The organism is Sporomusa intestinalis, from assembly GCF_055383785.1.
In genome coordinates, this window is record NZ_AP042390.1 from 687082 (window position 1) to 711312 (window position 24231).

Annotated in this window: 18 protein-coding genes; 15 read left to right on the forward strand and 3 right to left on the reverse strand. The window is 53.2% G+C overall.

What is annotated here, in order from left to right; all coding sequences use genetic code 11:
• Positions 1-60: 60 nt before the first annotated feature.
• Positions 61-1989: a TonB-dependent receptor plug domain-containing protein gene (locus ACZ481_RS03300; RefSeq protein ID WP_464768758.1), complete on the reverse strand. Its 1929-nt coding sequence runs from the start codon at positions 1987-1989 to the stop codon at positions 61-63.
• Positions 1990-2874: 885 nt separating this feature from the next.
• Between ACZ481_RS03300 and ACZ481_RS03305 the strand changes: the two genes are divergently transcribed.
• The 3 genes from ACZ481_RS03305 to ACZ481_RS03315 all read left to right on the forward strand — a co-directional run bounded on the left by ACZ481_RS03305 (position 2875) and on the right by ACZ481_RS03315 (position 8935).
• Complete coding sequence (locus ACZ481_RS03305; RefSeq protein ID WP_464768759.1) at positions 2875-4386, forward strand: methylenetetrahydrofolate reductase C-terminal domain-containing protein; 1512 nt, start codon at positions 2875-2877, stop codon at positions 4384-4386.
• A 146-nt stretch (positions 4387-4532) separates the two neighbouring features.
• On the forward strand, positions 4533-6761 hold the full coding sequence (locus tag ACZ481_RS03310; RefSeq protein WP_464768760.1) for a vitamin B12-dependent ribonucleotide reductase: 2229 nt from the start codon (positions 4533-4535) through the stop codon (positions 6759-6761).
• Between the two features lie 170 nt (positions 6762-6931).
• Positions 6932-8935 carry a molybdopterin-dependent oxidoreductase gene (locus tag ACZ481_RS03315; RefSeq protein WP_464768761.1) on the forward strand — a complete coding sequence of 668 codons (2004 nt, stop codon included), beginning with the start codon at positions 6932-6934 and terminating at the stop codon, positions 8933-8935.
• A 37-nt stretch (positions 8936-8972) separates the two neighbouring features.
• Here ACZ481_RS03315 and ACZ481_RS03320 read toward each other — a convergent pair whose 3' ends face one another.
• Positions 8973-9935: an ABC transporter substrate-binding protein gene (locus ACZ481_RS03320; protein WP_464768762.1), complete on the reverse strand. Its 963-nt coding sequence runs from the start codon at positions 9933-9935 to the stop codon at positions 8973-8975.
• 372 nt (positions 9936-10307) lie between these two features.
• On the opposite strand from ACZ481_RS03320, the gene ACZ481_RS03325 reads away from it, so the two are divergent.
• The 11 genes from ACZ481_RS03325 (at position 10308) to ACZ481_RS03375 (ending at position 20553) form a co-directional block, all read left to right on the forward strand.
• Positions 10308-10496, forward strand: a complete 189-nt coding sequence (locus tag ACZ481_RS03325; RefSeq protein WP_464768763.1) for a Com family DNA-binding transcriptional regulator — start codon at positions 10308-10310, stop codon at positions 10494-10496.
• A gap of 148 nt (positions 10497-10644) precedes the next feature.
• Positions 10645-11325, forward strand: coding sequence for an energy transducer TonB family protein (locus ACZ481_RS03330; RefSeq protein ID WP_464768764.1), 681 nt, complete (start codon positions 10645-10647; stop codon positions 11323-11325).
• Between the two features lie 37 nt (positions 11326-11362).
• The gene (locus tag ACZ481_RS03335) at positions 11363-12340 is read left to right on the forward strand and encodes an ABC transporter substrate-binding protein (protein ID WP_464768765.1); all 978 of its coding nucleotides are present in this window, start codon (positions 11363-11365) and stop codon (positions 12338-12340) included.
• Positions 12337-13341, forward strand: coding sequence for a FecCD family ABC transporter permease (locus tag ACZ481_RS03340; RefSeq protein WP_464768766.1), 1005 nt, complete (start codon positions 12337-12339; stop codon positions 13339-13341). The genes ACZ481_RS03335 and ACZ481_RS03340 overlap by 4 nt, the downstream gene beginning before the upstream one ends.
• A complete protein-coding gene (locus ACZ481_RS03345; protein ID WP_464768767.1) occupies positions 13338-14144 on the forward strand; it encodes an ABC transporter ATP-binding protein in 807 nt (268 codons plus the stop codon). The genes ACZ481_RS03340 and ACZ481_RS03345 overlap by 4 nt, the downstream gene beginning before the upstream one ends.
• On the forward strand, positions 14116-14877 hold the full coding sequence (locus tag ACZ481_RS03350; RefSeq protein ID WP_464768768.1) for an ABC transporter ATP-binding protein: 762 nt from the start codon (positions 14116-14118) through the stop codon (positions 14875-14877). The genes ACZ481_RS03345 and ACZ481_RS03350 overlap by 29 nt, the downstream gene beginning before the upstream one ends.
• Entirely contained in the window at positions 14874-15611 is a 738-nt protein-coding gene (locus tag ACZ481_RS03355; RefSeq protein WP_464768769.1) for an ABC transporter permease, read from the forward strand. The genes ACZ481_RS03350 and ACZ481_RS03355 overlap by 4 nt, the downstream gene beginning before the upstream one ends.
• Before the next feature lie 23 nt (positions 15612-15634).
• The gene (locus ACZ481_RS03360) at positions 15635-16180 is read left to right on the forward strand and encodes a flavodoxin family protein (RefSeq protein WP_464768770.1); all 546 of its coding nucleotides are present in this window, start codon (positions 15635-15637) and stop codon (positions 16178-16180) included.
• Positions 16162-17568: a heme anaerobic degradation radical SAM methyltransferase ChuW/HutW gene (gene hutW / locus ACZ481_RS03365; RefSeq protein ID WP_464768771.1), complete on the forward strand. Its 1407-nt coding sequence runs from the start codon at positions 16162-16164 to the stop codon at positions 17566-17568. The genes ACZ481_RS03360 and hutW overlap by 19 nt, the downstream gene beginning before the upstream one ends.
• Before the next feature lie 101 nt (positions 17569-17669).
• Positions 17670-19652 (forward strand): TonB-dependent receptor plug domain-containing protein, encoded by a 1983-nt coding sequence (locus ACZ481_RS03370; protein ID WP_464768772.1) that lies wholly within the window; start codon positions 17670-17672, stop codon positions 19650-19652.
• Between the two features lies 1 nt (position 19653).
• The gene (locus tag ACZ481_RS03375; RefSeq protein WP_464768773.1) at positions 19654-20553 is read left to right on the forward strand and encodes a ChaN family lipoprotein; all 900 of its coding nucleotides are present in this window, start codon (positions 19654-19656) and stop codon (positions 20551-20553) included.
• Positions 20554-21045: 492 nt separating this feature from the next.
• Here the strand turns inward: ACZ481_RS03375 and ACZ481_RS03380 are convergent, their stop codons facing one another.
• On the reverse strand, positions 21046-22185 hold the full coding sequence (locus tag ACZ481_RS03380; protein WP_464768774.1) for an acyl-CoA dehydrogenase family protein: 1140 nt from the start codon (positions 22183-22185) through the stop codon (positions 21046-21048).
• A gap of 418 nt (positions 22186-22603) precedes the next feature.
• Between ACZ481_RS03380 and ACZ481_RS03385 the strand changes: the two genes are divergently transcribed.
• Positions 22604-23971, forward strand: a complete 1368-nt coding sequence (locus ACZ481_RS03385) for a sigma-54 interaction domain-containing protein (protein WP_464768775.1) — start codon at positions 22604-22606, stop codon at positions 23969-23971.
• Positions 23972-24231: the final 260 nt, after the last annotated feature.

Below are 24231 nucleotides of genomic sequence, written 5' to 3' on the forward strand. Positions count from 1 at the left end.
AAAAAAGAACAGGCACTGCCCGCTAATGCCGCCGAGCAGTGCATGCCTTACCTTTCCGGACTACATCCGGTGTTCCACACCAATAAAGAAGTTGCGCCCGGCCATCGGGTAAGAACCAGGTTGGTACCAAATGTTGCCAATGAGTTCGTAGGCTTCATTGGTTAAGTTGTAAGCATTTGCATAAATACGGGTCGTTGGCGTGACCTGATAGTTAACAGTCATATCCATGGTCAGGTAGGATTTGGAGGTGAATTTTTCCAAACTGCGGTTGGTTGCCGCCCGGAGGGTAAGACCGGCGTCCCATTTATCCTGATTGTAGTTAACGCCCAGATGATAGCCGTTGGGCTGGCTGTTCTTCGGATCATTTTTATAGCCGCTGGGGCTGTCGGCCGTGGTTTTTATCTGGGCGTAGGAATAGCCGGCGGTTACATCCCACTGGGGTGACAAGGTCTTGCTTAAGGTAATGTCCAGTCCCTGTCTTTTTTCCCGGTCGATGTTTTCATAATAGCCCGGATCCGGTAACGGCCAGAATCCTTTCCATTGGATTGCATTTTTCAGGCGGCTGCTATAGACGCTTGTCTGCAGCTTAGTGCCGTCACCCAGTTCCGTGTTAATCCCCACGGTGACGGTATTGCCCTCTTCCGGTTTAAGCTGTGGATTACCGACCCAATAAATGGTATTGCTGAATAGCTGGGCAACTGTGGGGTTGCGGACATACTGCCCCCACGAGGCGTAGATATTGGTTTTGTCGTTAAGCTCGCGGTTGATGGACACGCGCGAGGTTGTATTGTCGCCGACAATACTCTGGTCATCATAGCGGGTGCCAACAGTAAGCCGCCATTTATCCGGCAACTGCCAGCTATTTTCCAGGAACACCGATCTGGTGGTAACGCCCCGGTCAATCGTGTCCTGGTCATCCAAATGCTCCTGCAGCCAGCTTACGCCGCCCACCAGGGTCTGCTTATCACTAAGTTTCCAGCTTTGCTGCCATTCCGCGCCATTGGCGTAGAGGTCATGGGTATAGGGACTGACTCCGTCTGATTTTACCAGTGAATTATACATGGTGCCGGTGGAGGTATTACGGTATGCCCGGATAAAATTTCCCGCCCCCTTGTCCTGGTTCCAGCGGTAAGTCAACGCGAGATTATTGCTCGTAAGATCCTGCCGTCCTTGCGGGTTGGCGGCGCTGCCCGCCTCCGTCACCGCGGCGCCAAAGCCTGTCTGGTCATTGGTATGCTCCCATTGGAAGGAGAGATCGCGGCCGGCGCCCAGCTCTTTATCGAGGCGCAGGGTTACCAGATCCTGATCCAGCTGGCTGGCGGCATGGGTTTTCGTTTGGCCTGTATAGGCATCCTTATATTCGAAATTATTGCGTTTCTTGTGCTCGGCGGTGAGGAAATAGCTAATGTCATCGGTTTTGCCTTCGGTAGTGAGGTTATAACGCTTAAAGCCCCAGTTGCCAAATTCCGCGCCGATGGCAGTACGGTTGCCTGCGGCCTGTCTGGTGATAATGTTAACCACCCCGCCGACCGCATCGCTGCCGTACAAGGAGGAACCCGGTCCGCGCAGGATTTCAATGCGTTCTATGTTTTTGACCGATATGCCGTCAATATTAATGACATGGTCGTTGCCGCTAAACATCAGATGGGGCCAGTTCATTTTACGCCCGTCAACGAGCACTAAAACACGGTCGTCGCCGTTCAGTACCGGGAACGAGCCAAAGCTGGTTGAACCGGTGTTAATATTGTTAGCCCGTAGAACATCCGATATCCGTGTAAAGCCGCCTTTCTCAATGGTTTCGCCGGTTATGACGGTAACGTTGGCCGCCACCTCTGTTGTTTTCACCGGCATGCGGTTGGCAGTGACCACATATTCGGCAAAATTAAACTCCTGCTCGGCCTCCTCGGCCGCAGCCAGTCCGGTCATGCTGAACAGTAAAGCACTGCTGACCAGTGAGCATACTATTTTTTTTTGTTTGCTGTTAATCATAATCCTCCCCTTCCTGCATAGTGGCGTTCTCTGTTATGCGCGGTTCCTGCGCCTTGCTGGCCGCAAATCTCGCGCAATTCATCCTATAGCTTTTTGCCAGGGCATGTATTTAGTTGGCTAGATATTGACTGATATTAGTCAGTGGATTATAAAAAAAAGAACTGTTCCTTTTTAATTGCTGGCATCGCTCCTGTCTTTTATGTATTTAACCGCTCCCTGACGGTTTATCCTCATATTGCCATCAAACTCAAATTTTGCGGATTCACAAAAAAATAAGCATAATTTCTTTAGCTGCAACCATCAATTGACTGACAACAGTCAATTGATGGTTGCAATCTTATTGAGTTTGATAATCATAATCAATAAGATTATAATCCCTGTCAATGTGCAAGTCAATACATTAATAAAAAATAAATTTCGTAATAACTGCAAAGCTGAGGTTACTTTTGACAATCGCCTGTGGCCAAATTATTTGGCTGATCATACTATATACTATCTTCCCGGTAACATACTATAAAGGAGGCCTCCTTATGGGATTTGGTGGATTTGGTGGTCGTGGAGGTTCAAGCTGGATTATCATTATATTAATTATTATCCTGCTGTTCTTCTCATTTGACAATGATCGCAGCTCAAGCTGTTTGTAAGGGGTAGAAACAGCAGTAAACACAACTATCTATAAGTGCCGCCCGCCGATAGCTCGTTGTGTCAGGCCGGCCCCGGTGGAGCCGGCTTTTTCTTTGCCTGCCGCAATTTTTTTGTTATCTGCCGGCTGCCGCGCAGACAGGGGTTGTATTTTTTCGTTTTTGTAGTTAAAATGACTACTAATGAGAATACTTTTAGAAGTGATATAATTGCATGCAAAATGCGGCAAGGAGTGACAATATCATGACGACAAAACTCTCTTTCAGCGAAGCGCTGGCTGACCCGGCGCAGCTGTCTGTAACCTGGGAACTGGTGCCGGGGCGGGGGGCACGGGAAAAAAACCAGGAGCATCTGGTGAAAATGGCTGAACTGGCAGCGCAGGATCCCCGAATCAATGCGATTACGATAACGGACAATCCTGGCGGCAAATCGGCTATTGCCGCTTATGCAATGGCGGTTGAGGCTAAACAGCGGGGGATTGACCCCCTTGTCCATTTTACCAGCAAAGATAAAAACAGGAACGCCCTGGAGAGCGAATTATACGCTCTGGGCAGGGCTGACATACAAAACCTGCTGGTCATGACCGGTGATTACCCGGGCGCAGGCTATGCCGGCAGCGCCAAGCCTGTTTTCGATTTTGATGCCGTACACGCGCTCCGGATGATTACAAAAATGAATGCCGGTGATTACTCTAAGCTCCCGGCCACAAATTTCTTTGCCGGCGCGGTTGTATCGCCTTTCAAATTAACGGAAGCGGAAACCATGGCTCAGTATTATAAGCTGCATAAGAAGGTTGACAATGGCGCCAAATTTATTATTACTCAGTTGGGCTACGATGCCAGAAAGTTTGATGAGTTAAGAAAATATGTCGACAGTTACAGGCTGGCGGTGGCGCTGGTAGGTAATATCTTTGTGCTGTCTTTGCCTGTTGCCAGGCTCATGAATCAGAATCTGATTCCCGGGTGTGTGGTTACCGATTCCCTGGTGGACAAGCTGGCGGCCGAAGCGGATAAGAGCAATAAAAAGGAGCTGCAATTGCTGCGGGCAGCCAAGCTGTACGCCGTGCTGAAAGGCCTTAAATACGATGGCATCAACATTGGCGGCCATGGGCTGGGGTATGCCGACGTTCAGTATATCATCGAAAAGGGCGAGGAGCTGAGCGCTGACTGGCAGGAGATTGCTGCGGCCGAATTTGATCATCCCCAGGCCGGGGGCTTCTATTACTTTGAAAAAGACCAGGCCACAGGCCTTAATACCTGCCAGCCTGTCGACCGCAGCCAGACCGGCTCCGCCCGTTCGTCCCTGAAACAGTCGCTGATGGACGTGGTCCATGAGGTGGCGTTTGATGCCAAAGCACCCCTGTACCCTGTGAACAAGGCCATAGCCAGGTATGTTGACAGGTCCTGGCTCAAGCAGCCGTTTACCCTGGCCGAGTATACGACCAAAACGATGACGAATGAATGCCGGTTTTGCGGCGATTGCGCCATGCATGAACTGGGCTTTATCTGCCCGATGTCCCAGTGCCCCAAGCAGCAGCGGAATGGAGCCTGCGGCGGCAGCCGTGACGGCTGGTGCGAGGTGTATCCCGGCAAGCAAAAGTGCATCTACGTTACGATGTACGAAGGTTTTAAAGGCCGGGGCAAAGAAGAACGGATGAAGTCCAAATACATGCCGCCCTGCAACTGGGATTTGCACCGGACCTCGTCCTGGTTAAACTATTTTAATGACCGGGATTACAACAGCAACAAGGACTGACCCCATGCTCCTGCCGCCCGGCGGGAGCATTTTTGCTGGGGCGAGCCAATTTTTTCTTGACGCTTTTATTGATAATCGATACAATATATTGTATCAGTGAGAATAATATATACTAAATATTGTGTTTGCGCAGGGGGTTGTTAGGAATGGTTTTGTCAGATAATGCACTTAAGGTATTGGAAAAACGCTATTTCGCCAAAGATGAAAATGGTCAGCTGCTGGAAGACGGTGCCGGGATGTTCCGCCGGGTTGCCAAAGCGGTTGCGGCCGCCGATGCCCCCCATGTTTCCGCCCCGGCTTTGCAAACGATTGAGGATGCATTTTATGAAATGATGTCAAAGCTGGAGTTTTTGCCCAATTCACCGACCCTGATGAATGCCGGCCGGCCTTTGGGGCAGTTAAGCGCTTGTTTTGTGCTGCCGATAGAAGACTCGATGGAAAACATTTTTGAAACCCTGAAAAATGCCGCTATGATTCACAAAAGCGGCGGGGGAACGGGGTTTAGCTTTTCCCGTTTGCGGCCGCAAGGTTCGGCGGTAAATTCAACCGGCGGGGTTGCCAGCGGTCCGGTTAGTTTTATGAAGGTTTTTAATGCCGCAACCGAAGCGGTAAAACAGGGCGGCACCCGCCGGGGGGCCAATATGGGCATTCTCCGGGTCGATCATCCTGATATTATGGATTTTATTACGGCCAAGCAGGATAACGCCGATATCACCAATTTTAACCTCAGTGTCGGTATTACCGAAGTGTTTATGCAAGCGGTGGCAGCGGGCGAGGAGTACGATTTGATCGATCCCCATAGCCGGACCGTAACCGGGCGTTTAAGCGCCAGGGCGGTATTTGCCGCCATTGTCGATATGGCCTGGAGCAATGGCGAGCCGGGAATCATTTTTTTAGACAGGCTGAATCAGGACAATGCGACGCCGGAGCTGGGCGACTTTGAAAGTACCAATCCCTGTGGTGAACAGCCGCTGCTGCCTTATGAATCCTGTAACCTCGGCTCGATAAATGTAAGTCTGATGGTAACCGACAAGGGCAGCGGGCCGGTTCTTGATTTTGCGCGGCTGGCTGCTGTTGTGAAAACAGCGGTTCATTTTCTGGATAATGTGATTGATATTAATAAGTATCCCTTGCCGGAAATCGAGCAGGTAACAAAAAGCACCAGAAAAATTGGGTTAGGGGTTATGGGCTGGGCTGATTTGCTATTTCGCCTCAATATCCCCTATAATTCACAGCCGGCGCTGGATCTCGCCGAGCAGCTTATGGGTTTTATCCGGGAGCAGGCCAGAAAAGCGTCGGCAGGGCTGGCTGAAAGCAAGGGCGTGTTTCCCGCGTTTGCCAAGAGCACCTATTGCCGCCAGGGGCTCAAGGTTCGCAATGCCACCACCACCACGATCGCACCAACCGGTACGTTAAGCATTCTGGCCGGCGTTTCCAGTGGGATTGAACCGTTATTTGCGCTGGCATATATCCGGAATGTTATGGATAATGACGAATTGCCGGAGACCAATCCGCATTTTAAACAAGCGGCTCTGGCCGGGGGTTTTTATACGGAAGCTCTGATGCGGGCTGTTGCGGCCCAGGGATCGATACAAGGACTGGCCGCCATTCCCGCTTCCGTGCAGGCCGTATTTGTCACTGCCCATGATATTTCCCCCGCCTGGCACGTAAAAATGCAGGCCGCCTTCCAGAAATACACCGATAACGCTGTCTCCAAAACGGTTAATCTCAGCAGCAAAGCTACCCGGGAGGATGTGGGCGCTGTATTTACCCTGGCCTACGAAACAGGCTGCAAGGGGGTAACGATTTACCGGGATGGCAGCAGGGATTTGCAGGTGCTGAATATCGGCAAGGTTAAGGGGAAGGTGCCGCCCGCGCCGGCAGAAACCGCGCCTGAACCAAAACGGGGGTTCTTTGCTCCCAGAGCCAGGCCGGATATAACCACAGGCTTTACGGAAAAGGTTAAAATCGGCTGCGGCACGATATTTATAACTGTCAATTATGATCAGCACGGCATCTGCGAGGTATTCACCAACACCGGCCGGGCCGGCGGCTGCCCGTCCCAGTCCGAGGCTACGGCGCGCCTGGTTTCTATTGCTTTGCGGTCCGGTATGGATGCTGATTCAATTATTGACCAGCTAAAAGGGATCAGATGCCATTCGACAATCAGGCAGAACGATCTGAAGGTCTTATCCTGCCCTGATGCAATCGGTAAGGTGATTGAAAAGGTAATGAAACTCCAAAACGGGGAGCGGGCGGAAGGGAATGTCCCTCTGCAGGCCGGCGAAAACCTGTGCCCCGAGTGCGGCAAGCCGGTAGAGCATGAAGGCGGCTGTGTAATTTGCCGGCACTGTGGCTTCAGCAAATGCGGCTAACTTATGCAATAAGACCTGCCAGTACCGGCAGGTCTTATTGTTTTGGTTACAGGGGGATAATTGACAGGGAAGGAGAATACGGCCGCTGTAGAGAACTTCAATTAAATTTCAAAAAGCCGGGGCTGATAGGAACCGATAGTATCCCGGCCGGAACCAGGGAGGAAATCGTTATGGAAGTGGTACGCTCGGTTTGCCCTTATGATTGTCCTGATGCCTGTGGTCTCCTTGTATCAATAGCGGCGGGGAGAGCGGTCAAGGTTCAGGGCGATCCTGATCACCCCTTCACCAGAGGCACGCTGTGCCCGAAAATGGCCCATTATGAGCGGACCGTCCACTCGCCGCAGCGGCTCACAACCCCCTTGCGGCGGCGGGGCGCCAAGGGGCGCGGCAGTTTTGCGCCGGTTTCCTGGGATGAGGCGATTGAAGAGATAACGACAAAATGGCAGGCGATTATTGAGCAGCACGGGTCGGAAGCTATTCTGCCGTATTCTTATGCCGGGACGATGGGGCTTGTTCAGCGTAATGCCGGTCATCCGTTTTTTTACAGCCTGGGGGCTTCGCAGCTGGAACGCACCATTTGTTCGCCGGCCAAGGGCTGCGGCTGGAACGCGGTTATGGGGCAGACCCTGGCGCTGCATACCCGGGAAATCCAGGCCAGCGATCTTATCATTCTCTGGGGCCTTCATGCACTGGCCACCAATATTCATATTATGCATGATATACATATCGCCCGCAGGCAGGGGGCCCGGGTTTGGCTGATTGATACCTATGAAAACCCCACTGCCAGGGCCGCCGACAGGCTGATTGCTGTCCGGCCGGGGACAGACGGCGCCCTGGCGCTGGGAATGATGCATGTTATCGCCAGGGAAAACCTGGCAGACCAGGCTTTTATCAGCCGCTATGTACAAGGCTATGAGGAATTGCAGGCAACTGTCCTGCCCGAGTATACACCTGCTGCCGTCAGCCAGATCACCGGCCTTGCCGCCGCAGACATTGAGGAACTGGCCAGACGGTATGCCGTGGCCCGTGCCCCCTATATCCAGTTAGGCAGCGGTCTGTCCCGTTATGGCAACGGGGCCATGACCGTGCGGGCTATTACCTGCCTGCCGGCGGTTGTCGGCGCCTGGGCCAAACCGGGGGGCGGCTTATTTGCCAGCACCTCCACCGGCGCTGCTTTTGACACCCGGTGCGTGACCCGTGAGGATTTTATAAAAAAACCGGCCCGGACCATTAATATGAATCAACTGGGCCAGGCGTTGCAGGCCGCAGGCAAGCCCCCGGTCATGAGCCTCTATGTGTATCACTCCAATCCTGCGGCCGTAGCGCCGGACCAGAATAAAGTGCTGCAGGGGCTGGCCCGGGAGGAGTTATTTACTGTTGTGCATGAGCGGTTTTTGACAGATACGGCTAATTATGCCGATATTGTTTTGCCGGCGACGTCGTCGCTGGAGCATAGTGACATCTACCGGTCCTACGGACATTATTGTGTACAGCGGGCCCGGGCGGTGATACCGGCGGTGGGGCAGGCCAAATCCAACTGGGAAGTATTTGGCCTGCTGGCGGCCGCCATGGGGGTTAAGCAGCCTTTCTTTGCCCAGTCGGCCGATGAGCTGATTGACGGTATGCTGGCCCGGCCGACGGCGTGGCTGGCCGGTACGCCGCTGACGGCGCTGGCGGCGGGATATCCGGTTGAATTGTCGCTGCCGGCCGGATATAAGACCGAATTCAGAACCCCATCAGGCAAAATCGAGATTTTAAATCCCTGCCAGGCTGAGCCGCTGCCTCGGTATACAAAACCTCATGGCGATAAGGCCGACTTCTGGCTGGTCAACGCACCTGATCCGCGCCTGTTGAATTCTTCCTTTAATGAGCGGGAGGACCTCACCCGGACTGACAAAATGCGGCTGAAGATGAATCCGGCCGATGCCGGCAGCCAGGGGCTGCGGGACGGGCAGCCGGTTGTTGCTTATAACGAACGGGGTGAGGTAACCTTTACCCTGGAGGTCGCACCGGGTGTACCGGCCGGGATTGTCGTCGGCGAAGGGGTTTGGTGGCTGAAGCATGTTCCCGGCAGCCGTTCTGTCAATGCCCTGACCTCACAGCGCCTCACTGACCAGGGGCAGGGCAGTACTTTTTATGATGTTAAAGTGAATGTCCGGGCCGCGGCGCTTTAGCACCGCCGGCCACCGCGGCTTTAATCCGGTCAGGGTATTAACGGCCGGACTCGGGATAAAACAGATTGGACAGGTAATCGATGGCTTCATCCACCCGGCTGGCCGGATTGACGGCGAACAATTGGTAAGGCAGCTGGTGTACCTGCTTTTGCTGCACCGCACGGAGTGTTTGCCAGGAGGGGTGCACCAGCAGTTCATTGCGGATTTTATCGCTGACTTTGGTTTCATAGCTGTGACTGATCAGGAGGATCAGATCCGGCTTGGTCTGGGCCACGAATTCCAGGTTCAGCGGCACATACTGCAGGCCCTGGCTGTTCATGGCTTCGGCTACGTTGACGGCATTCAGCCGGCGGATGAGATCACCGATAAAGCTGTTGGGCAACGCCATATAAAATTTTTCCGGTGAGCCCCAGATAATCAGCACCCGGGGTGAAGGCTTGTTTTTGCTTTTATCCTGGGCTTGCTGCAATTTACTGTCTAACCGTTCAATGACCTGGCTGGCCTGGCTGGGCTGATCTGTCAATTCGCCGTAAAAGCGCAGGGTCTGGCTGATATGCTGAAAATTGTCCAGCCGCTGCAGATAGACCGGAATACCGGCTTTTTTCAGAGTCAAGAGAATCGGCTGGCGTAAATGAATGTCTGTTGCCAGTACCAGGTCGGGTTTTAAAGCAATAATCTGCTCAATGTCCGGGCAGGGGGTCTCGCCGACCACCGGGACATCCTTGATTTTTTCCATTAAGTCCGGTGGCAGGGCTGTTGTATTGGGGCGGCCGACCAATTGTCCGCCGGCGGCGTAATATAAATCAACATTAGAGGGGTTGAGCGCAATCAGCCGCAATGACCTCCCTTTTTTGATTGTCTGCACCAAATTGCATTTGGGACATTGGATTTCCACATATTTTACCTGGCCTTTGAAGAGCAGCCTGTTGCACTTGGGACAACGGCACTCGTGCGCGTATGCCGCATTTACTCTGCTGCTGCCGTTAACTGGGGGATACATAGGATACCTCCTTTGCTTCACAGTAAACAAAAAACTCCGTGTGAAATAAGCTTTCACCCGGAGCTCAAGGCTCTCTTAATAATGATTCTCAATGTTATTATAAAAAAGCCGGAACAATCTTGTCAAGCGGGCTGGCAAAGTTGCGTCCGCCCTATGTGGCCGGCCGCCGGCAAAGCAGGCAGAACAGCCTTGGCGATAGCAGCTAAAAAAACATTTGACATTGATAATGGTTATCAATATACTATAACTATAAGAGAGCCGCTGAGAGCTCCGTGACGAGTAATACAGGCACGGGGCTTTATTGTTAGGCGCTATTTCTTTGGGACTCCACCCAACCCTGAGTTTCCCTGACTAATTATTGGAGTGATGCACATGGAGGTCAAACCCAAAAATCTGCGGCAGACAAAATCAAAATTGCCGGAAGTGCGTTGTTTTCAGTGCAATAAGCTATTGTTCCTTGGCATTGCTGAAGATGTCGAGATCAAGTGCTCCCGCTGCGGTGCTGTCCAGTGGATCGGCAGTTGCAGGCAAGAGGCGAAAGTACATATCAGCAGCTGGTAAGTTATTAACTGCCGGTGGTCATTTACATAACCTCAGAGAGCCTAGAGCTCCGCGGCCATACAGTGCCCGGAGCTTTATTTTATTTTTCTTTTTTCTTGGGCTGCGGCCGGCAGTCAGTCGCTGAGATTCGTTAAAGTGAGGTGATCGTGTGACATATCAGCCATGCTGGTACAAAGCAGTCAGCCTTTCCTGTGCTGTCCATCTGGTTTTCATTTTGCTGCTGGTAATGGTTATGGGGCATTTAGACCGGCCGTTGGCATTGCCTGACCGCTACTTTACTGTTGAACTTACTGAAATGACCGGCAGTAATTATCCGGACAGTGTACCGGCGCCGGCGGCGGCTTCGCCGGTGAGTCCTCAGGCTGATCAGCCGCGGCCCGTTGCGGCCCGCCCGGCGGCTGCGGCGGCACCGGCAGCTGTGACGGCACCGGCGGCTGCGGCGGCACCGGCGGCTGCGACGGCAGCACCGGCCGGCAGTAGTGGTGTAGGGCCGGCACCTTTGGCTGCTGCTGCGGGACCGGCCGCCCCGGCGGCCAGGCCGGCAGGCGGCAGGGAGCTTGACAGCATTATTAATGCCTTCCTGGCGCAAATTGAAAAGCAGAAGGAGTATCCCTATATTGCCCGGCGGCGGGGCCAGGAAGGGACTGTTACCGTGGCCGTGCGCCTGAATGAGGCCGGTGAACTAACCGGGGCGCAGGTATTGCGCTCCTCCGGGATAGCGGCTTTGGACGAGGCGGCTTTGCAGCTGGTACGGAAGGTTTGTCCTTTTGCGCATAACGCCGGGCGGGGTATTGCCATGAATATCCCGATCGCTTATCAGCTTGAGTAACTAGAATTTGCGGCCAACGCAGGAATGAGGTAGTGATATGAGTAAACACAGCAATAAAATAACATTCGGCCTGATTGGTTTATTACTGATGGCCAGCATCCTCTTTTTAGTAAAAGGCCAGTCCCAGCCTGCCGGCAGCCAGGCACCGGCCCGGTACCAGGTGACCGACAGTGCCGGCAGGCAAGTGGAAATACCCCGCCGGCCCCAGCGGGTGATTGTTTTAAATGCATCAAACCTCGAGCTGTTTTATGCTGCCGGCGGGACTGTGGTGGGGCGTCCCACGACAGAGGCGCTGCCCCAGGCTGTTAAGGACGCTGTGCAGCAGGTGCCTGCAGTCGGCATTACTCCCAATCCCAATATTGAACAGATTGTGGCTCTCAGTCCGGATTTAATTTTGGGAGTAAATATGCCTTTTCATCACAATCTGATCCCGGTGCTGGATAAGGCCGGCATTCCCATCCTGCTGCAGGCCCTGGAGAATTATCAGCAGATTATAGATACCCTGCGTTTTTATGGTGAATTGACAGGGCGGCCGGAACAGGCTGACGCCGTCATTGCCGGGATTGAAGCCCGCTATGAGACGATTGTCCAGAACAACAAAAATCGTCCGGCTCCTAAAGTAGTGGTCGTCTGGGGTTCGCCGGAAAGTTTTCATATGGCGACCGCCCGCAGTTTTACCGGCGATCTGGTTAAACGGCTGGGAGCGGTCAATGTGGCCGATGCGGGTGATAACAGGGGCGGGCAGATGGGCTATGTGCCGTTAAGTATGGAGTATGTGGCCAAGCAAAACCCGGATAAGATTTTCTTGATTACCCATAGCCCGGACGAAAAAACCAGCAGTAAAATCAGGAATGATCTGGTGAGCCATCCGGCCTGGCGGGGGTTAAAGGCAGTGGAAACTAACCAGGTCCACTTGCTGCCCTATAACCTGTTTGCTGTAAATCCCGGCACGCAGGTGGGGGAAGCGCTGACCGTGATGGCCGGTTTCTTGTATCCGGAGGTGAATCAACCGTGAGGGAATTAGCCACAGATCCCCGGGCCGGCTGGAGGACGGTTGTCAGTATCACCGGTGTGGCAGCGTTGGCGGCGGCGCTCTTAATCGGGATCAGGGTGGGGGCAGTGCCTGTCAGTATGGGCGATATCTGGACTGTGTTCAGCAACCCGGCCGGCAGTGAGGCTTACCAGATTATTTATAACATCCGGGTGCCGCGGGTGATTGTCGGCGCCTTGACCGGGATCAACCTGGCGCTGGCCGGCTGCATCCTGCAGGGGGTGTTGCGCAATCCGCTGGCTGATCCCGGCATTATCGGTGTATCGGCCGGTGCCGGCCTGGCTGCCATGGCGGTAATGATTTTATGGCCCGGATTAACGGCCTTGGTGCCGGTTGTTGCTTTTGCCGGCGCGCTGGTGGCTGCGGGTATCGTGTTTATGCTGTCCTGGGACCGGGGGGTGCAGCCCTTGCGGCTGATCCTGGCCGGGGTGGCTCTGGCAGCGTTTTTTGGCGGCGCCATGAGCGGGCTTATGGTTTTTCATTCCGACAAGGTACAGGGGGTCGTCAACTGGCTGGCCGGGGGCTTCCAGGGGCGCAGCTGGGATCATGTCAGTATGATCCTGCCTTACAGCTGTATCGGCATCGGGGGCGCGCTGCTGTCTTACCGGCAGCTGAATGCCCTGCAGCTAGGGGAGGAGGTGGCGAAAGGCCTGGGTATCAAGGTGGAAACCGCGCGGTTCTCCCTGGTTGCGCTGGCGGCCCTGCTCGCGGCTTCGGCTGTCAGTGTGGCTGGTCTGCTGGGCTTCGTCGGGCTGATTGTTCCTCATATAACCCGGATGCTGGTCGGCTCGGATTTTGAATACCTGCTGCCCTGTGCGGCGGTACTGGGGGCCACACTGGTGGTAGTTGCCGATACGGTGGCCCGCACGGTATTCAGCCCGGTGGAAGTACCGGTGGGAATCTTTATGGCGTTCCTGGGGGCTCCGTTTTTTATTTATTTACTGCAAAGGGGGATGCGGCGATGAAACACACGCTGGAAGCGCAGGCTGTTACACTCGGTTATGGCGGCAAGGTCATTGCCCCGTCTATCGATCTGGTGCTTGATAAACCGGAAATTATAACAATTATTGGCCCGAACGGCTCCGGCAAATCGACGCTGTTAAAAGCATTGAGCCGGTTATTGACGCCCTTGGCCGGTACTGTGCTGCTGGACGGCAAGGATATTCACCGGCTGCCGCCCCGGGAGGTGGCCCGGATTATGGCCATCCTTCCCCAGTCGGTGCAGGCGCCGGGGGATATGACTGTCGGCGATCTGGTCGCCTATGGGCGCATGCCTTATAAAAACATGTTTGAACAGCTGGCAGATACGGATGAGGCTTACATGGCGGCGGCGCTGGCTGCCACCAGCATGCAGGCCCTGCGGCAGTGCCGGCTTGACAGCCTCTCAGGCGGCGAACGGCAGCGGGCCTGGCTGGCCATGGCCCTGGCCCAGCAGCCGCGCCTGCTGCTGCTGGACGAGCCTACAACCTACCTGGATATCCATCACCAGCTGGCGTTAATGAAACTGATCCATAACCTGCACCGGGACAGGGGGATTACGATTGTTATGGTACTGCATGATTTAAATCATGCCGCCCGGTTCAGCCAGCGCATTATCGCTGTCAAGGAAGGGATGATTTTTGCCGACGGGCCGGTGCAGGAGGTCTTTACCGCTGACAACCTGCAGGCTCTGTATGGGGTTGAAACCACGGTTATGGCGGTTGAGCAAGGAGGTAGCACGCATCTTGTCTGTTTGCCCCATGACACCTGCCTGGCCCCGGGAGCCTGATGCGGCCCTGTCCCTGCATTGTCTGTGCAAAAGCTATGGCCGCCAGCAGGTTTTGCAGGATATTTCCCTGACGGTGGCGCCGGGCGAGGTTTTCGGCCTGCTGGGCCCCAACGGTGCCGGCAAGACCACGCTGATGAAGCTGATTGCCGGCCTGAGCCGCCCCGATTCCGGCCGGCTCACCATCTTTGGCCGCGATGGCGGTGGCGACCGGCAGCAAATAAAGCATACTTTGGGGCTGGTAGCCCAGGACAATAATCTGGAGCGGGAATTCACGGTGCAGGAGGCCTTGCTTACTTATGCCCGCCTGTATGGCGTTGCCAGGCCGCGGCAGCGGGTGGCCGAGGTTGTGCAGGAGTTTGACCTGGCGGCGCTGCTGGCCAAGCAGGTGTCGGTGTTATCGGGCGGCATGGCCCGGCGGGTGTTGATTGCCAGAGCCCTGCTGCCTGCCCCCCGGCTGGTGCTGCTGGATGAGCCGACAGTGGGCCTTGATCCGGATGTGCGGCAGGATATCTGGGCTGTGGTCAGACGGCTGGCGGCGGCCGGGACCACTGTATTCATGACAACCCATTATATGGAGGAGGCGGAGCAGCTTTGCCGGCGGGTGGCCCTGGTAAAAGCAGGCCGGATTGTGGCCGCCGGCACGCCGGCCGCACTAGCGTCATTGGCTGATGCCGGCGAAAATCCGACCCTGGAAGCCGCCTTTCTCCGTTTGGTGCGGGAGGCGGGGGCATGAGCGGCTGGCTGGCTGTGTACGGGCGGGAAATGCTGCTGATGCAGAAAAAAATCGGCAAGCTCGGTTATGTTTTTTCCTCAGTGATGTTTCCGGTCATTTATTTATTTGCTTTTGGTCTGGGGCTGGGCTCCCGGCTGGAGGTCAGCGGCGGCTATGTCCCCTTTCTTGCTACCGGCATTGCCAGCCTGACTGTAATGCTTAATGCCTTTCAGCAGACTTCCCTGTCCGTAAGTGCCGGGCGCCTGTATTTTCATACCTTTCAAACCGTGTTTTTAAGCCCGGTCCCGCCGCTCCAGATTGTTGCCGGTATTGCCCTGGCCGGTATCACCCGCGGGTTAATCATGGGCGGGCTGGTGTATGCGGTTGCCTGGCTGGCATTTGGTGTGCCGCCGCTGTCCGGCATCGCCGTAACCGCCCTGCTGTTGTCGGCCTTCTGTTTTTCCGCGCTGGGTATTGTTCTCGGCCTGGCTATTGCCGATCCTGATGAAATATCGCTTGTTAATAATTTTCTGATTACGCCGATGATTTTTTTCTGCGGTTCCTTTTTCCCTGCCCAGAATTTACCGGCTTCCCTGCAGGCGGTTGTGGCGATATTGCCGTTAAGTATGGCGAACAGCCTGGTGCGCCTGAACGCCTGGAACAGCCACGCTGCCGGCCAGGCCGCCGCTTTGGCGCTGCTGGGGCTGGGCCTGCTGCTGTGGGGGGCCGGCAGCCTGAAAAAATATAGTGAATAATAATTTGGCGGAGGGGTTAACAAATGAAGACATTAATTGCGTATTCCAGTTTGACTGGCAATACCCGGAAGGTGGCGGAAGCCATCCAGGCGGTATTCGGGCCGGCGGCGGATTTGTACCCGGTTGAATCGGCACCGTCACCGGCAGCCTATGATTTTGTGGTTGTTGGTTTTTGGGTTGACAAAGGCACGGCCGACAAAAAAGCCCAGGATTTTTTAAAAACAATTGAGAACAAGCCTGTCGCCTTATTTGCCACGCTGGGGGCTTATCCTGATTCAGAGCATGCCGCTGACAGCCTGAAGAACGCGGCGGCATTTCTGGGGAGCAGCAACCGGCTTGCCGGCACGTTTATCTGCCAGGGAAAAATTGATCCCCGGTTAATCGAGCAGTTCAAAAATCTGCCGGCCAACCATCCCCATGCCCTAACCCCGGAGCGGCTGTCGCGTTATCAGGCAGCTGCCAAGCATCCTGACCGCGGGGACCTGCAGGCCGCGCAGGCTGTGTTTACCGATATAAAAAAACAGTTGCGGCAAAGCGAGGTGATGGCTGCTTGCGGGAAGCTAAATTAAAGCAGATACTGGCGGCAATGGATGCGCAGCAGTATACCCTGACAGTCGGGACGACAAAGGGGGAGGCCCTGGCAGCCGCCTTTGCCAAACGCCGGGTGGTCCATGCCGGGGTCAGGGGTAAACCGCTGGGGCCGGGGGAGTGGCAGTCTGTCTGGCAGTCTTTGCTGCGGCAGCCAACACCGGCTGAACAGCGGGCGGCCTACATCCATATTCCGTTTTGCCGGCACCGCTGCCTGTATTGCGGTTTTTTTCAAAACTACTCGGATGAGGAACGGGAAACCCTGTATATTGACAGCCTGATCAAAGAACTGCAGCTGAGCCGGGACAGCCGCTATCTGGCAGGCGGGCCGGTCAACGCCGTATTCATCGGCGGCGGCACCCCCAGTACGCTGGCGCCCCATAATATTGCCAGACTGCTGGACGCTGTCCGCGATTGCCTGCCGTTAGCCAATGATTATGAGCTAACCCTGGAGGGGCGGATCAATGATCTGGAGCCGGCCCGGATGGAAGCCTGGCTGGGCCATGGGGTGAACCGCGTTTCCATCGGGGTGCAGTCCTTTGATACGGGGGTGCGGCGGTCGGTCGGCCGCCTGGATGATACGGCCACTGTCCTGGAGCGGCTGGAACTGTTGTCCGGCTATAATCAGGCCACGGTAATCATTGACTTGATTTATGGCCTGCCCAAGCAAACAACGGAAATCTGGGCCAATGACATTAAGCTGCTGCAAACCGCGGCTATTGACGGTTTGGATCTGTATCAGCTGAATATTTACCAGGGCAGTGCTTTGCAGCAGGCCATTCAGGCCGGCAAACTGCCGCCGGCGGCAACCACGGCCGAACAGGCCGGCATGTTTGCCACGGCCGGGGCCACCTTGGCGGCCCATGCCTTTTCCCGGCTCAGTATCTGCCACTGGGGGAAAACAAACCGGGAGCGCAGTATGTATAATACCCTGACCAAAGCCGGGCGCAATGTAATCCCCTTTGGCGCCGGCGCCGGCGGCAATGTTGGCGGCGTAACCATGCTGCTGAACCGTGACGTGGCGGCCTATATTAAGAGTATTGAACAAGGCCACAAACCCATTGCCGCCATGTTGCTGCAGCCTGCCGACAGTGAACTGCACAACTCTGTGGTCGGGCAGTTGGAGCGGGGATATTTACATCTTAAGGGCTTGGCAACCCTCTACGGTCCCGAAGTCCTGGAATTAGAACCGCTGCTCGCTATCTGGGAGGCCCGCGGCCTTATCGAAACCGGCCCGGCTGTTTCCAAGCTGACTGTAGCCGGTCAGTTCTGGTATATGAATATCGCGCAATCGGTATTAGAATGTCTCCACGCCCTGACCTCAGGCCGCCATTCGGTGGCCGTACAGCCAATAGCAGCCCAGGGATAACGCCCTGGCAGGCAGAGAGCCTACGAGCTCCATGACGATGTAGATCGCATGGGGTTTTATTATTTTTACACTAAATATAAATTAAGTGAGGTGTAGTGGTTATGAACAGAATACGTAAGACTCATGGCAAGCTGACCCTGCTGAGCCTGTCGGTGCTGACCGCCCTGGCGATGCCGGTCTGCGCCACTGAGGAGGTGGTCGCTACCCGGGATGTGGTAGTCACCGCCAGCAGAACAGAACAGGATATTAAAGAAACTCCGTCGGCGGTTGAGGTGATTACCCGGGAAGAGCTGGATACACTGGGGGCCAACAATCTGGCCGATGCTTTAAAACTGGCCACCAGCATCAATGTCAGCAGTCCGGCCATGGCCGGCAGCAATGTAACTGTCCGGGGCATGTCAACAAGGCATACACTGATTATGATTAATGGCCGGCGCCTGGTGTCGGAGGGCAGCTATTCCACCGCCAATTCCTATGAATTGGAGCGGATCAATATGCAAAATGTCGAGCGGATTGAGATTGTCCGGGGGCCGGTCAGCTCACTCTATGGGTCGGACGCACTGGGGGGCGTCATCAATATCATAACCCGCAAGCCCGAGCAGGAACAGTTTACATTTTCTTTAAGCCCCCAGCGCTATACCGATAAAACCAGTGTCGGCAGCGATAACTACTCGTTTCGCTATGATACGGGCCAAAGCGGTAAATGGGGCTGGGTTATCAGTGCGGACCGGACGGAGACAGATGCGTATGCCAATGCCGACAATACGACCAAAAATCAATTTGGCCGCAAAGAAAATCTGAATCTCGACGGCACCTATGATTTGGCTGACGACCGGTTTCTTGATGTTTCCGTCAATTTGCTGCGCGAGGACTTGAATGGCCGCACCACCGAAACCTCGGGGGCTCTGAGAAATGACAGATATGACAATGCCCGGGATCAGTACAGCCTGGGACTGCGGGGCAAAACGAAAAACGGTGACTACCAGATACGCACTTATTACGGGGAGCACGATAAGGTCAATAAAGCGTTCCTGGCCGCCAACAGCCAGTTAGTTGACTTTGATGTTTCCAATCGCAAAACCTGGGCTGTGGAAGGGCATGTGTCAAATCAGCTTGGCACCAATCACCTGCTGACGACAGGCGGCGAGTTCCGGACGGAAACATACCGGGGCACACGGATTGGCAGCGGCGACAAGGTTTTTGACATTACTCACGGCGGCATTACCAAGCAAGGGTCGGAAGCCGATATCGATTATTCGGCCTTTTATGTCCAGGATGAGTGGCTGGCCAATGAGCGTTTACTGGTAATTCCCTCTTTGCGCTATGATAACAGCAACCGGTTTGCCAGCAATATCAGCCCTAAGCTGGGCATGACCTATAAAATGAATGAGAACTACCGCCTGAAGGTGAATGTGGGTAAAGGGTTTAAAGCGCCCACCCTTGATGATATGTACATGGAAATGACGAAAATCATGGGCGGAATGACCGTGCATGTAACCGGCAACCCGGATCTGAAGCCGGAGAAGTCGACAAGCTATGAACTGGGTATCGAAGGGGAGCAGGGCGCTACCTTTGGCAAGTTAACCTATTTTGTTAATGATGTGACTGATTTAATATCGACTAAAACCAATGTCTCGTTTGTGCCCGGCGTGGGTATGCGGGCCGACTCCACCTATCTAAATGAGGACAAGGCTGATATTGACGGCATTGAGTTTGAAATTGGCCGGCATTTAAGTGATAAGCTCACTCTTAAGCTGAACTATACCTACCTGGACGCCACCGGCAAAACCGGACAGCGACTGGAAGGGCGGGCCAAACAGCAGGGGACGGTTCAACTGCATTATGACAACAGCCGCGAGAACGGCATCAGCGCGGTATTATGGAACGAATGGAAACGGGATTATCTCTATGCAGCCAGCAGTAATACGAATAAAACCTATGCGTTATGGAATTTGTCGGTCAATAAGCAATGGAATGATCATTTCAGCAGTTATGTTGGGGTTGAGAATATTTTCAACAAAAAAGACATGGAGCTCAACCTGCTGGGAGCCATGGTCCAGGCCGGCATGACCTTCAAATTATAAGATGAAAACAGGTATAATAATTATGGCGGTTCTAGTGCTGCTGCTGGCCGGGCCAACCGGGACCCAGGCCGGCCCGGCTGCCTGGCGGATTTATACTGCCGGCGGGCAGCCGGTAACCGGCGAGGCGCTGGCGGCATTAATTAATGACTATGATGTACTGGTGTTTGGCGAGTATCACGATGATGCGGCGCTCCACGCGCTGGAATTGGAGCTGTTAAAAAACGCCTTTGCCCAACAGCCGCAGCTGGCCGTATCGCTGGAGATGTTTGAGCGCGATGTGCAGGGCTATCTGGATGAGTATTTGTCAGGCCGGCTTAGCGAACAGGAATTTCTCGCCAGCTCCCGCCCCTGGAAGAACTATCAGGAAGCTTACCGGCCGCTGGTGGAGTTCGCCGGCGCCAACTCGCTCCCGGTTATTGCGGCCAATATTCCCCGGACGCTGGCGGCGCAGTATGCCCAAACCGGTTCACTGGCCGGCATACCGGCAGCTGCAGGCCGGTATCTGCCCCAGGTCCATCTGGCACCGGCGGGCGAATACCGGCAGCGATTTATGGCTTACATGACAGAGGCCGCCACCAGGGCCAGGATGCCGGTTGCTCCCGACAAGCTGGAAAAATACTATAAGGCCCAGTGCCTGAAAGATGACACCATGGCGGAAAGTATTGTCAACTTTCTTCAGTTGCACCCTGATTTTAAAATTATTCACTATCAGGGCGATTTTCACAGCCGGGAACGGCTGGGGGTTGTAGAAAAGCTGCAGTTATTAAAACCCGCCTTGAAGGTGGCGGTTATCACACCTGTCTATCTGGAAAATTTGGCTGAGCTGCCGGCTTTGCTTACACAGTATCAAAATAGTGGCGATATAATTGTATTTTTAAGACCGGCGATTGACAAGAAATAAGCGTAACAGGGCTGAATTCCTGTAATTTATTCTGAAGAAAGTATAGCTGTTGCCGATTTTGCCACATATACACAAGAACGGCAGGTTGTTGTCAAGAAAGTTGTCGTTGAGGAAAACGGTAAATTGACGGTAGCGGGGTTGTGGCTGAATTCACCTAAACTTCATTAATGATAGTATTACCGCAATGGCAGGGACGGGGGCGGCATCTATGCTGAAAACCACCTTGAAGCATGCGTGGGATTGGCATAGACGCAACCACCGTCCCCGCGTTCTAGAGTCAAAAAAAACAGCTTTAAACTCATGGCGGATTACTCCGGTAACGAGGTTAAGGCTGTTTTTTATTTGTAAAATGTAGTGGTAGTCATGAGTTATTGAAAGTAATCATCTTCTATCACCAAACTGAATTATATCATACCGGAAAATACTCCTGTCAAGTCAGGCAAACTTGACAGGAGTATTTTCCGGTTGTCCAAACGTTGGGAGGGTCAGTCATTAACAGCCTAGTTGTTTAGCAATAGTGATTCGCAAAATTTCTGAGGTTCCTTCCGCAATTTCCATGAGTTTGGCGTCACGCAGGTACCGCTCCTGGGGAAAGTCCGTGGTATAGGCTGCCCCGCCATGAATCTGGATAGCCTGATTAGCCGCCTGGGAGGCGATTTCGGAAGCAAATAGCTTGGCCATAGCCGATTCACGGCGATGGGGTTTATTATTATCGACAAGCCAGGCGGCTTTATAGGTCATTAAACGGGCGAGCTCAAGCTGGGTCGCCATATCAGCCAGTTTAAACCTGATGGCCTGGAATTTTGCCAATGGCTGTCCGAATTGTACACGCCGCTTAGCATAGGCCAGCGATGATTCCAAACAAACCTGCGCAATGCCAACCGACACCGCCGCCCCGAAGATGCGGTGCCGGCTCATCAGTTCGAGAAGTTGAGAATAGCCGGCGCCTCTTGTGCCAATAAGATTCTTCAGCGGCACCTGACAATCATCAAAAAATATTTCATGGTTGCTGACACCACGCATTCCCAGCTTGTTATACTTGCTCCCAATAGTAAATCCCGGTAAATCTGAAGGGACAATAAGCAGGCTCAAACGTTCCTTTGGCCGTCGTGAATCTTCTGTAATAGCCGTGATTACCGCCATTCCTGCCTGATGGGCATTGGTAACAAAGATTTTTCTGCCATTGATAATCCAGTTATCGCCTGCTTGGGTGGCATAGGTCGCACCAGCAGCTACATCGGAGCCGGCGCCGGTTTCTGTTGCTGCAAAAGCGCCGAGATATTCTCCATGTGCCATTGGAACCAGATAATCCTCTTTTTGCTGGGATGAACCAAACAAAGAAATTGCTTCCGCCGGTCCTTGGTGGCTGGCGATGACAAAGGCTGTGGAGGCGCAGACACGGGCAATCTCTTCGATGGCAATGACAAGGCCAATGTAGCCCAGCCCGCTACCACCATAAGCTTTGGGGATGGCAAGGCCAAGCAGGTTCATAGCAACGGCTTTTTCAATAACTTCCGAGGGTATTTGCCCGGTTGTATCAACGATGTGAGCAAGCGGCGCTACAACCTGATTGGCAAAATCAGTAACTCTTTCCCGCAGCCTTTCCTGCTCTTCCGTGAGGTAAAAATTCATAAGATCACTCCATTTTTTGTCTAACCGGTGTTATTATTTCTAATGTTGGGGGTTATATTTATTCTCGCAGCTTTGTCAAGGTTAGTGTTGAACATTCTCTGTTACTTTTCGACGTATCTTTGTTTGTTCCTCTTCTTCTGCGGCACAAGGAGGAAATGGATTAAGGAGTGTTGAAACTTTGAAAAGAAATCTATATTATAAGCGCAGCCGGATGCATGATATAATTTTGAAAAAAATATTCAAATTATTCGCAGTTTTCCATATACGAATGATGACAGGGGTTCAATTGCATTGAAAGATCAATCAGCACATGATGTATACGCCGTGGAATGAACATTTCATTTCAGAGACACCTTTGGCGCAATCATCATTTGTCCTTTGGTTGTCCGTCATACTGAACCTGGTCAGGGGGGTTATAATGACGTTTGGTGAAAGAAAACACCGGGAATACATCAGGACTAGCGCGCTAGACCGCTTATTGGACGCTTCGTATGATGGCATTGTAATATTTGATAGCGCCGGGGAAGTGTTTCAGCGCGGCGGCGTGTTACTTAATAAGCTTGATGAGGCATACTGGCAGGAAATGCGAAGCGTATGCCAGGAGGTGGCTCGGTCTGGCCAGAGAATTACCCATCTTCTGCAGAACCCGGATGTAAAGCAATCGTTCCTGGTGACGGTCAGTCCGGTGTTTGCCGATAAAAAACAGATTACTTATGTTGTGTGTAATATACGGGATCTTGAAGATCTGAATGAGCTTGGGCGCGAAGCAGCCATTGCGGCCCTTCAGAAAAGGAATGATTTTCTAGTGACTGAAGGGCTTGAGTATAAAAAAGAATTGAAGCAATTTATCACGCGCAGTGTTGCCATGCAAAGTGTCCTGACCACAGCAATCAGGGTGGCTCAGGTGGATTCTACCATCTTAATCATGGGGGAATCCGGTGTAGGCAAAGGCATGATCGCCCGCCTTATTCAAGGCGTCAGCAAACGAAGGCAACAACCTTTTGTAAAAATATCCTGTGGAGCGATACCTGAGCAGCTGTTAGAGTCAGAGTTGTTTGGATATGAGGCCGGTGCCTTTACCGGTGCTCATAAAAATGGCAAGCCCGGGTTATTTGAGATTGCCGGCAATGGAACTGTGTTTTTAGATGAAATTGCTGAGCTTCCCTTAAGCCTCCAGGTAAAACTTTTAAATGTTCTTCAGGATAAAACCTTTATGCGTGTAGGCTGCGTGAAAGAACTCAAGACAAATGCCCGGATCATTGCGGCAACAAATAAGAATTTAGAGCTACAGGTGAAGAATGGTGCATTCCGGGCGGATCTTTTCTATCGGCTGCATGTTATTCCTATTGTTATCCCCCCCTTGCGCGAGAGAAAGGGCGATATTTTACCGCTGGGTTTGTATTTTCTTCAAGTCTTTAATGAACGTTATGACTTTAAACATACTATAAGCCCGGCTGTACTTGATTGTTTTGTGAGGTATGATTGGCCGGGCAATGTACGTGAACTGCAGAATTTGATTGAATATCTTGTGGTGATGACACCAGATCATGTGATTGAAGTGCATAATCTGCCAATGAATGTTTTGGAAGCTTTGCAAAGAAAAGGCGTTGTACCGAATACTACCGGTAAGGTGACCTTAAAAGGGGCGCTTGAGGAGTATGAGCGTGATCTGATCGTTAACGTTCTAACCCAGCATGAGACCCTTAAGGATGCTGCTGATAGTCTTGGTATTGATATCTCGACGTTGACCAGGAAAAAACAAAAATATTGTTTATCAAGAGGATAGCCTCAAAAAGAAAACCGCGGATAGCGGTTTTTTTTTTGAGGCTATCCTTTGTTGTTCAAGCAATCTATTATGCAATAGTGCATAACTGGATTTGAAAAAAATTGATGTTTTGCACATTCTTGTGGGCGAGGGTTTCCTTATCCCGGCATTTGTCTATTGGCAATGTATTACTAAGCGGCGGATAAGACCGGGTTTGCGGGGGGGACTGATGATCATTAGCGGAAATTTACCGGCTGGCACAGTTTATGCGTTATATAAAG

Coding starts and splice junctions, on each gene's coding strand:
- ACZ481_RS03335 (WP_464768765.1), top strand. CDS start 11,363: ATGAGTAAACACAGCAATAAAATAACATTCGGCCTGATTGGTTTATTA.
- ACZ481_RS03310 (WP_464768760.1), top strand. CDS start 4,533: ATGGTTTTGTCAGATAATGCACTTAAGGTATTGGAAAAACGCTATTTC.
- ACZ481_RS03300 (WP_464768758.1), bottom strand. CDS start 1,989: ATGATTAACAGCAAACAAAAAAAAATAGTATGCTCACTGGTCAGCAGT.
- ACZ481_RS03305 (WP_464768759.1), top strand. CDS start 2,875: ATGACGACAAAACTCTCTTTCAGCGAAGCGCTGGCTGACCCGGCGCAG.
- ACZ481_RS03385 (WP_464768775.1), top strand. CDS start 22,604: ATGACGTTTGGTGAAAGAAAACACCGGGAATACATCAGGACTAGCGCG.
- ACZ481_RS03345 (WP_464768767.1), top strand. CDS start 13,338: ATGAAACACACGCTGGAAGCGCAGGCTGTTACACTCGGTTATGGCGGC.
- ACZ481_RS03325 (WP_464768763.1), top strand. CDS start 10,308: ATGGAGGTCAAACCCAAAAATCTGCGGCAGACAAAATCAAAATTGCCG.
- ACZ481_RS03350 (WP_464768768.1), top strand. CDS start 14,116: ATGACACCTGCCTGGCCCCGGGAGCCTGATGCGGCCCTGTCCCTGCAT.
- ACZ481_RS03380 (WP_464768774.1), bottom strand. CDS start 22,185: ATGAATTTTTACCTCACGGAAGAGCAGGAAAGGCTGCGGGAAAGAGTT.
- ACZ481_RS03375 (WP_464768773.1), top strand. CDS start 19,654: ATGAAAACAGGTATAATAATTATGGCGGTTCTAGTGCTGCTGCTGGCC.
- ACZ481_RS03355 (WP_464768769.1), top strand. CDS start 14,874: ATGAGCGGCTGGCTGGCTGTGTACGGGCGGGAAATGCTGCTGATGCAG.
- ACZ481_RS03370 (WP_464768772.1), top strand. CDS start 17,670: ATGAACAGAATACGTAAGACTCATGGCAAGCTGACCCTGCTGAGCCTG.
- ACZ481_RS03315 (WP_464768761.1), top strand. CDS start 6,932: ATGGAAGTGGTACGCTCGGTTTGCCCTTATGATTGTCCTGATGCCTGT.
- ACZ481_RS03320 (WP_464768762.1), bottom strand. CDS start 9,935: ATGTATCCCCCAGTTAACGGCAGCAGCAGAGTAAATGCGGCATACGCG.
- ACZ481_RS03360 (WP_464768770.1), top strand. CDS start 15,635: ATGAAGACATTAATTGCGTATTCCAGTTTGACTGGCAATACCCGGAAG.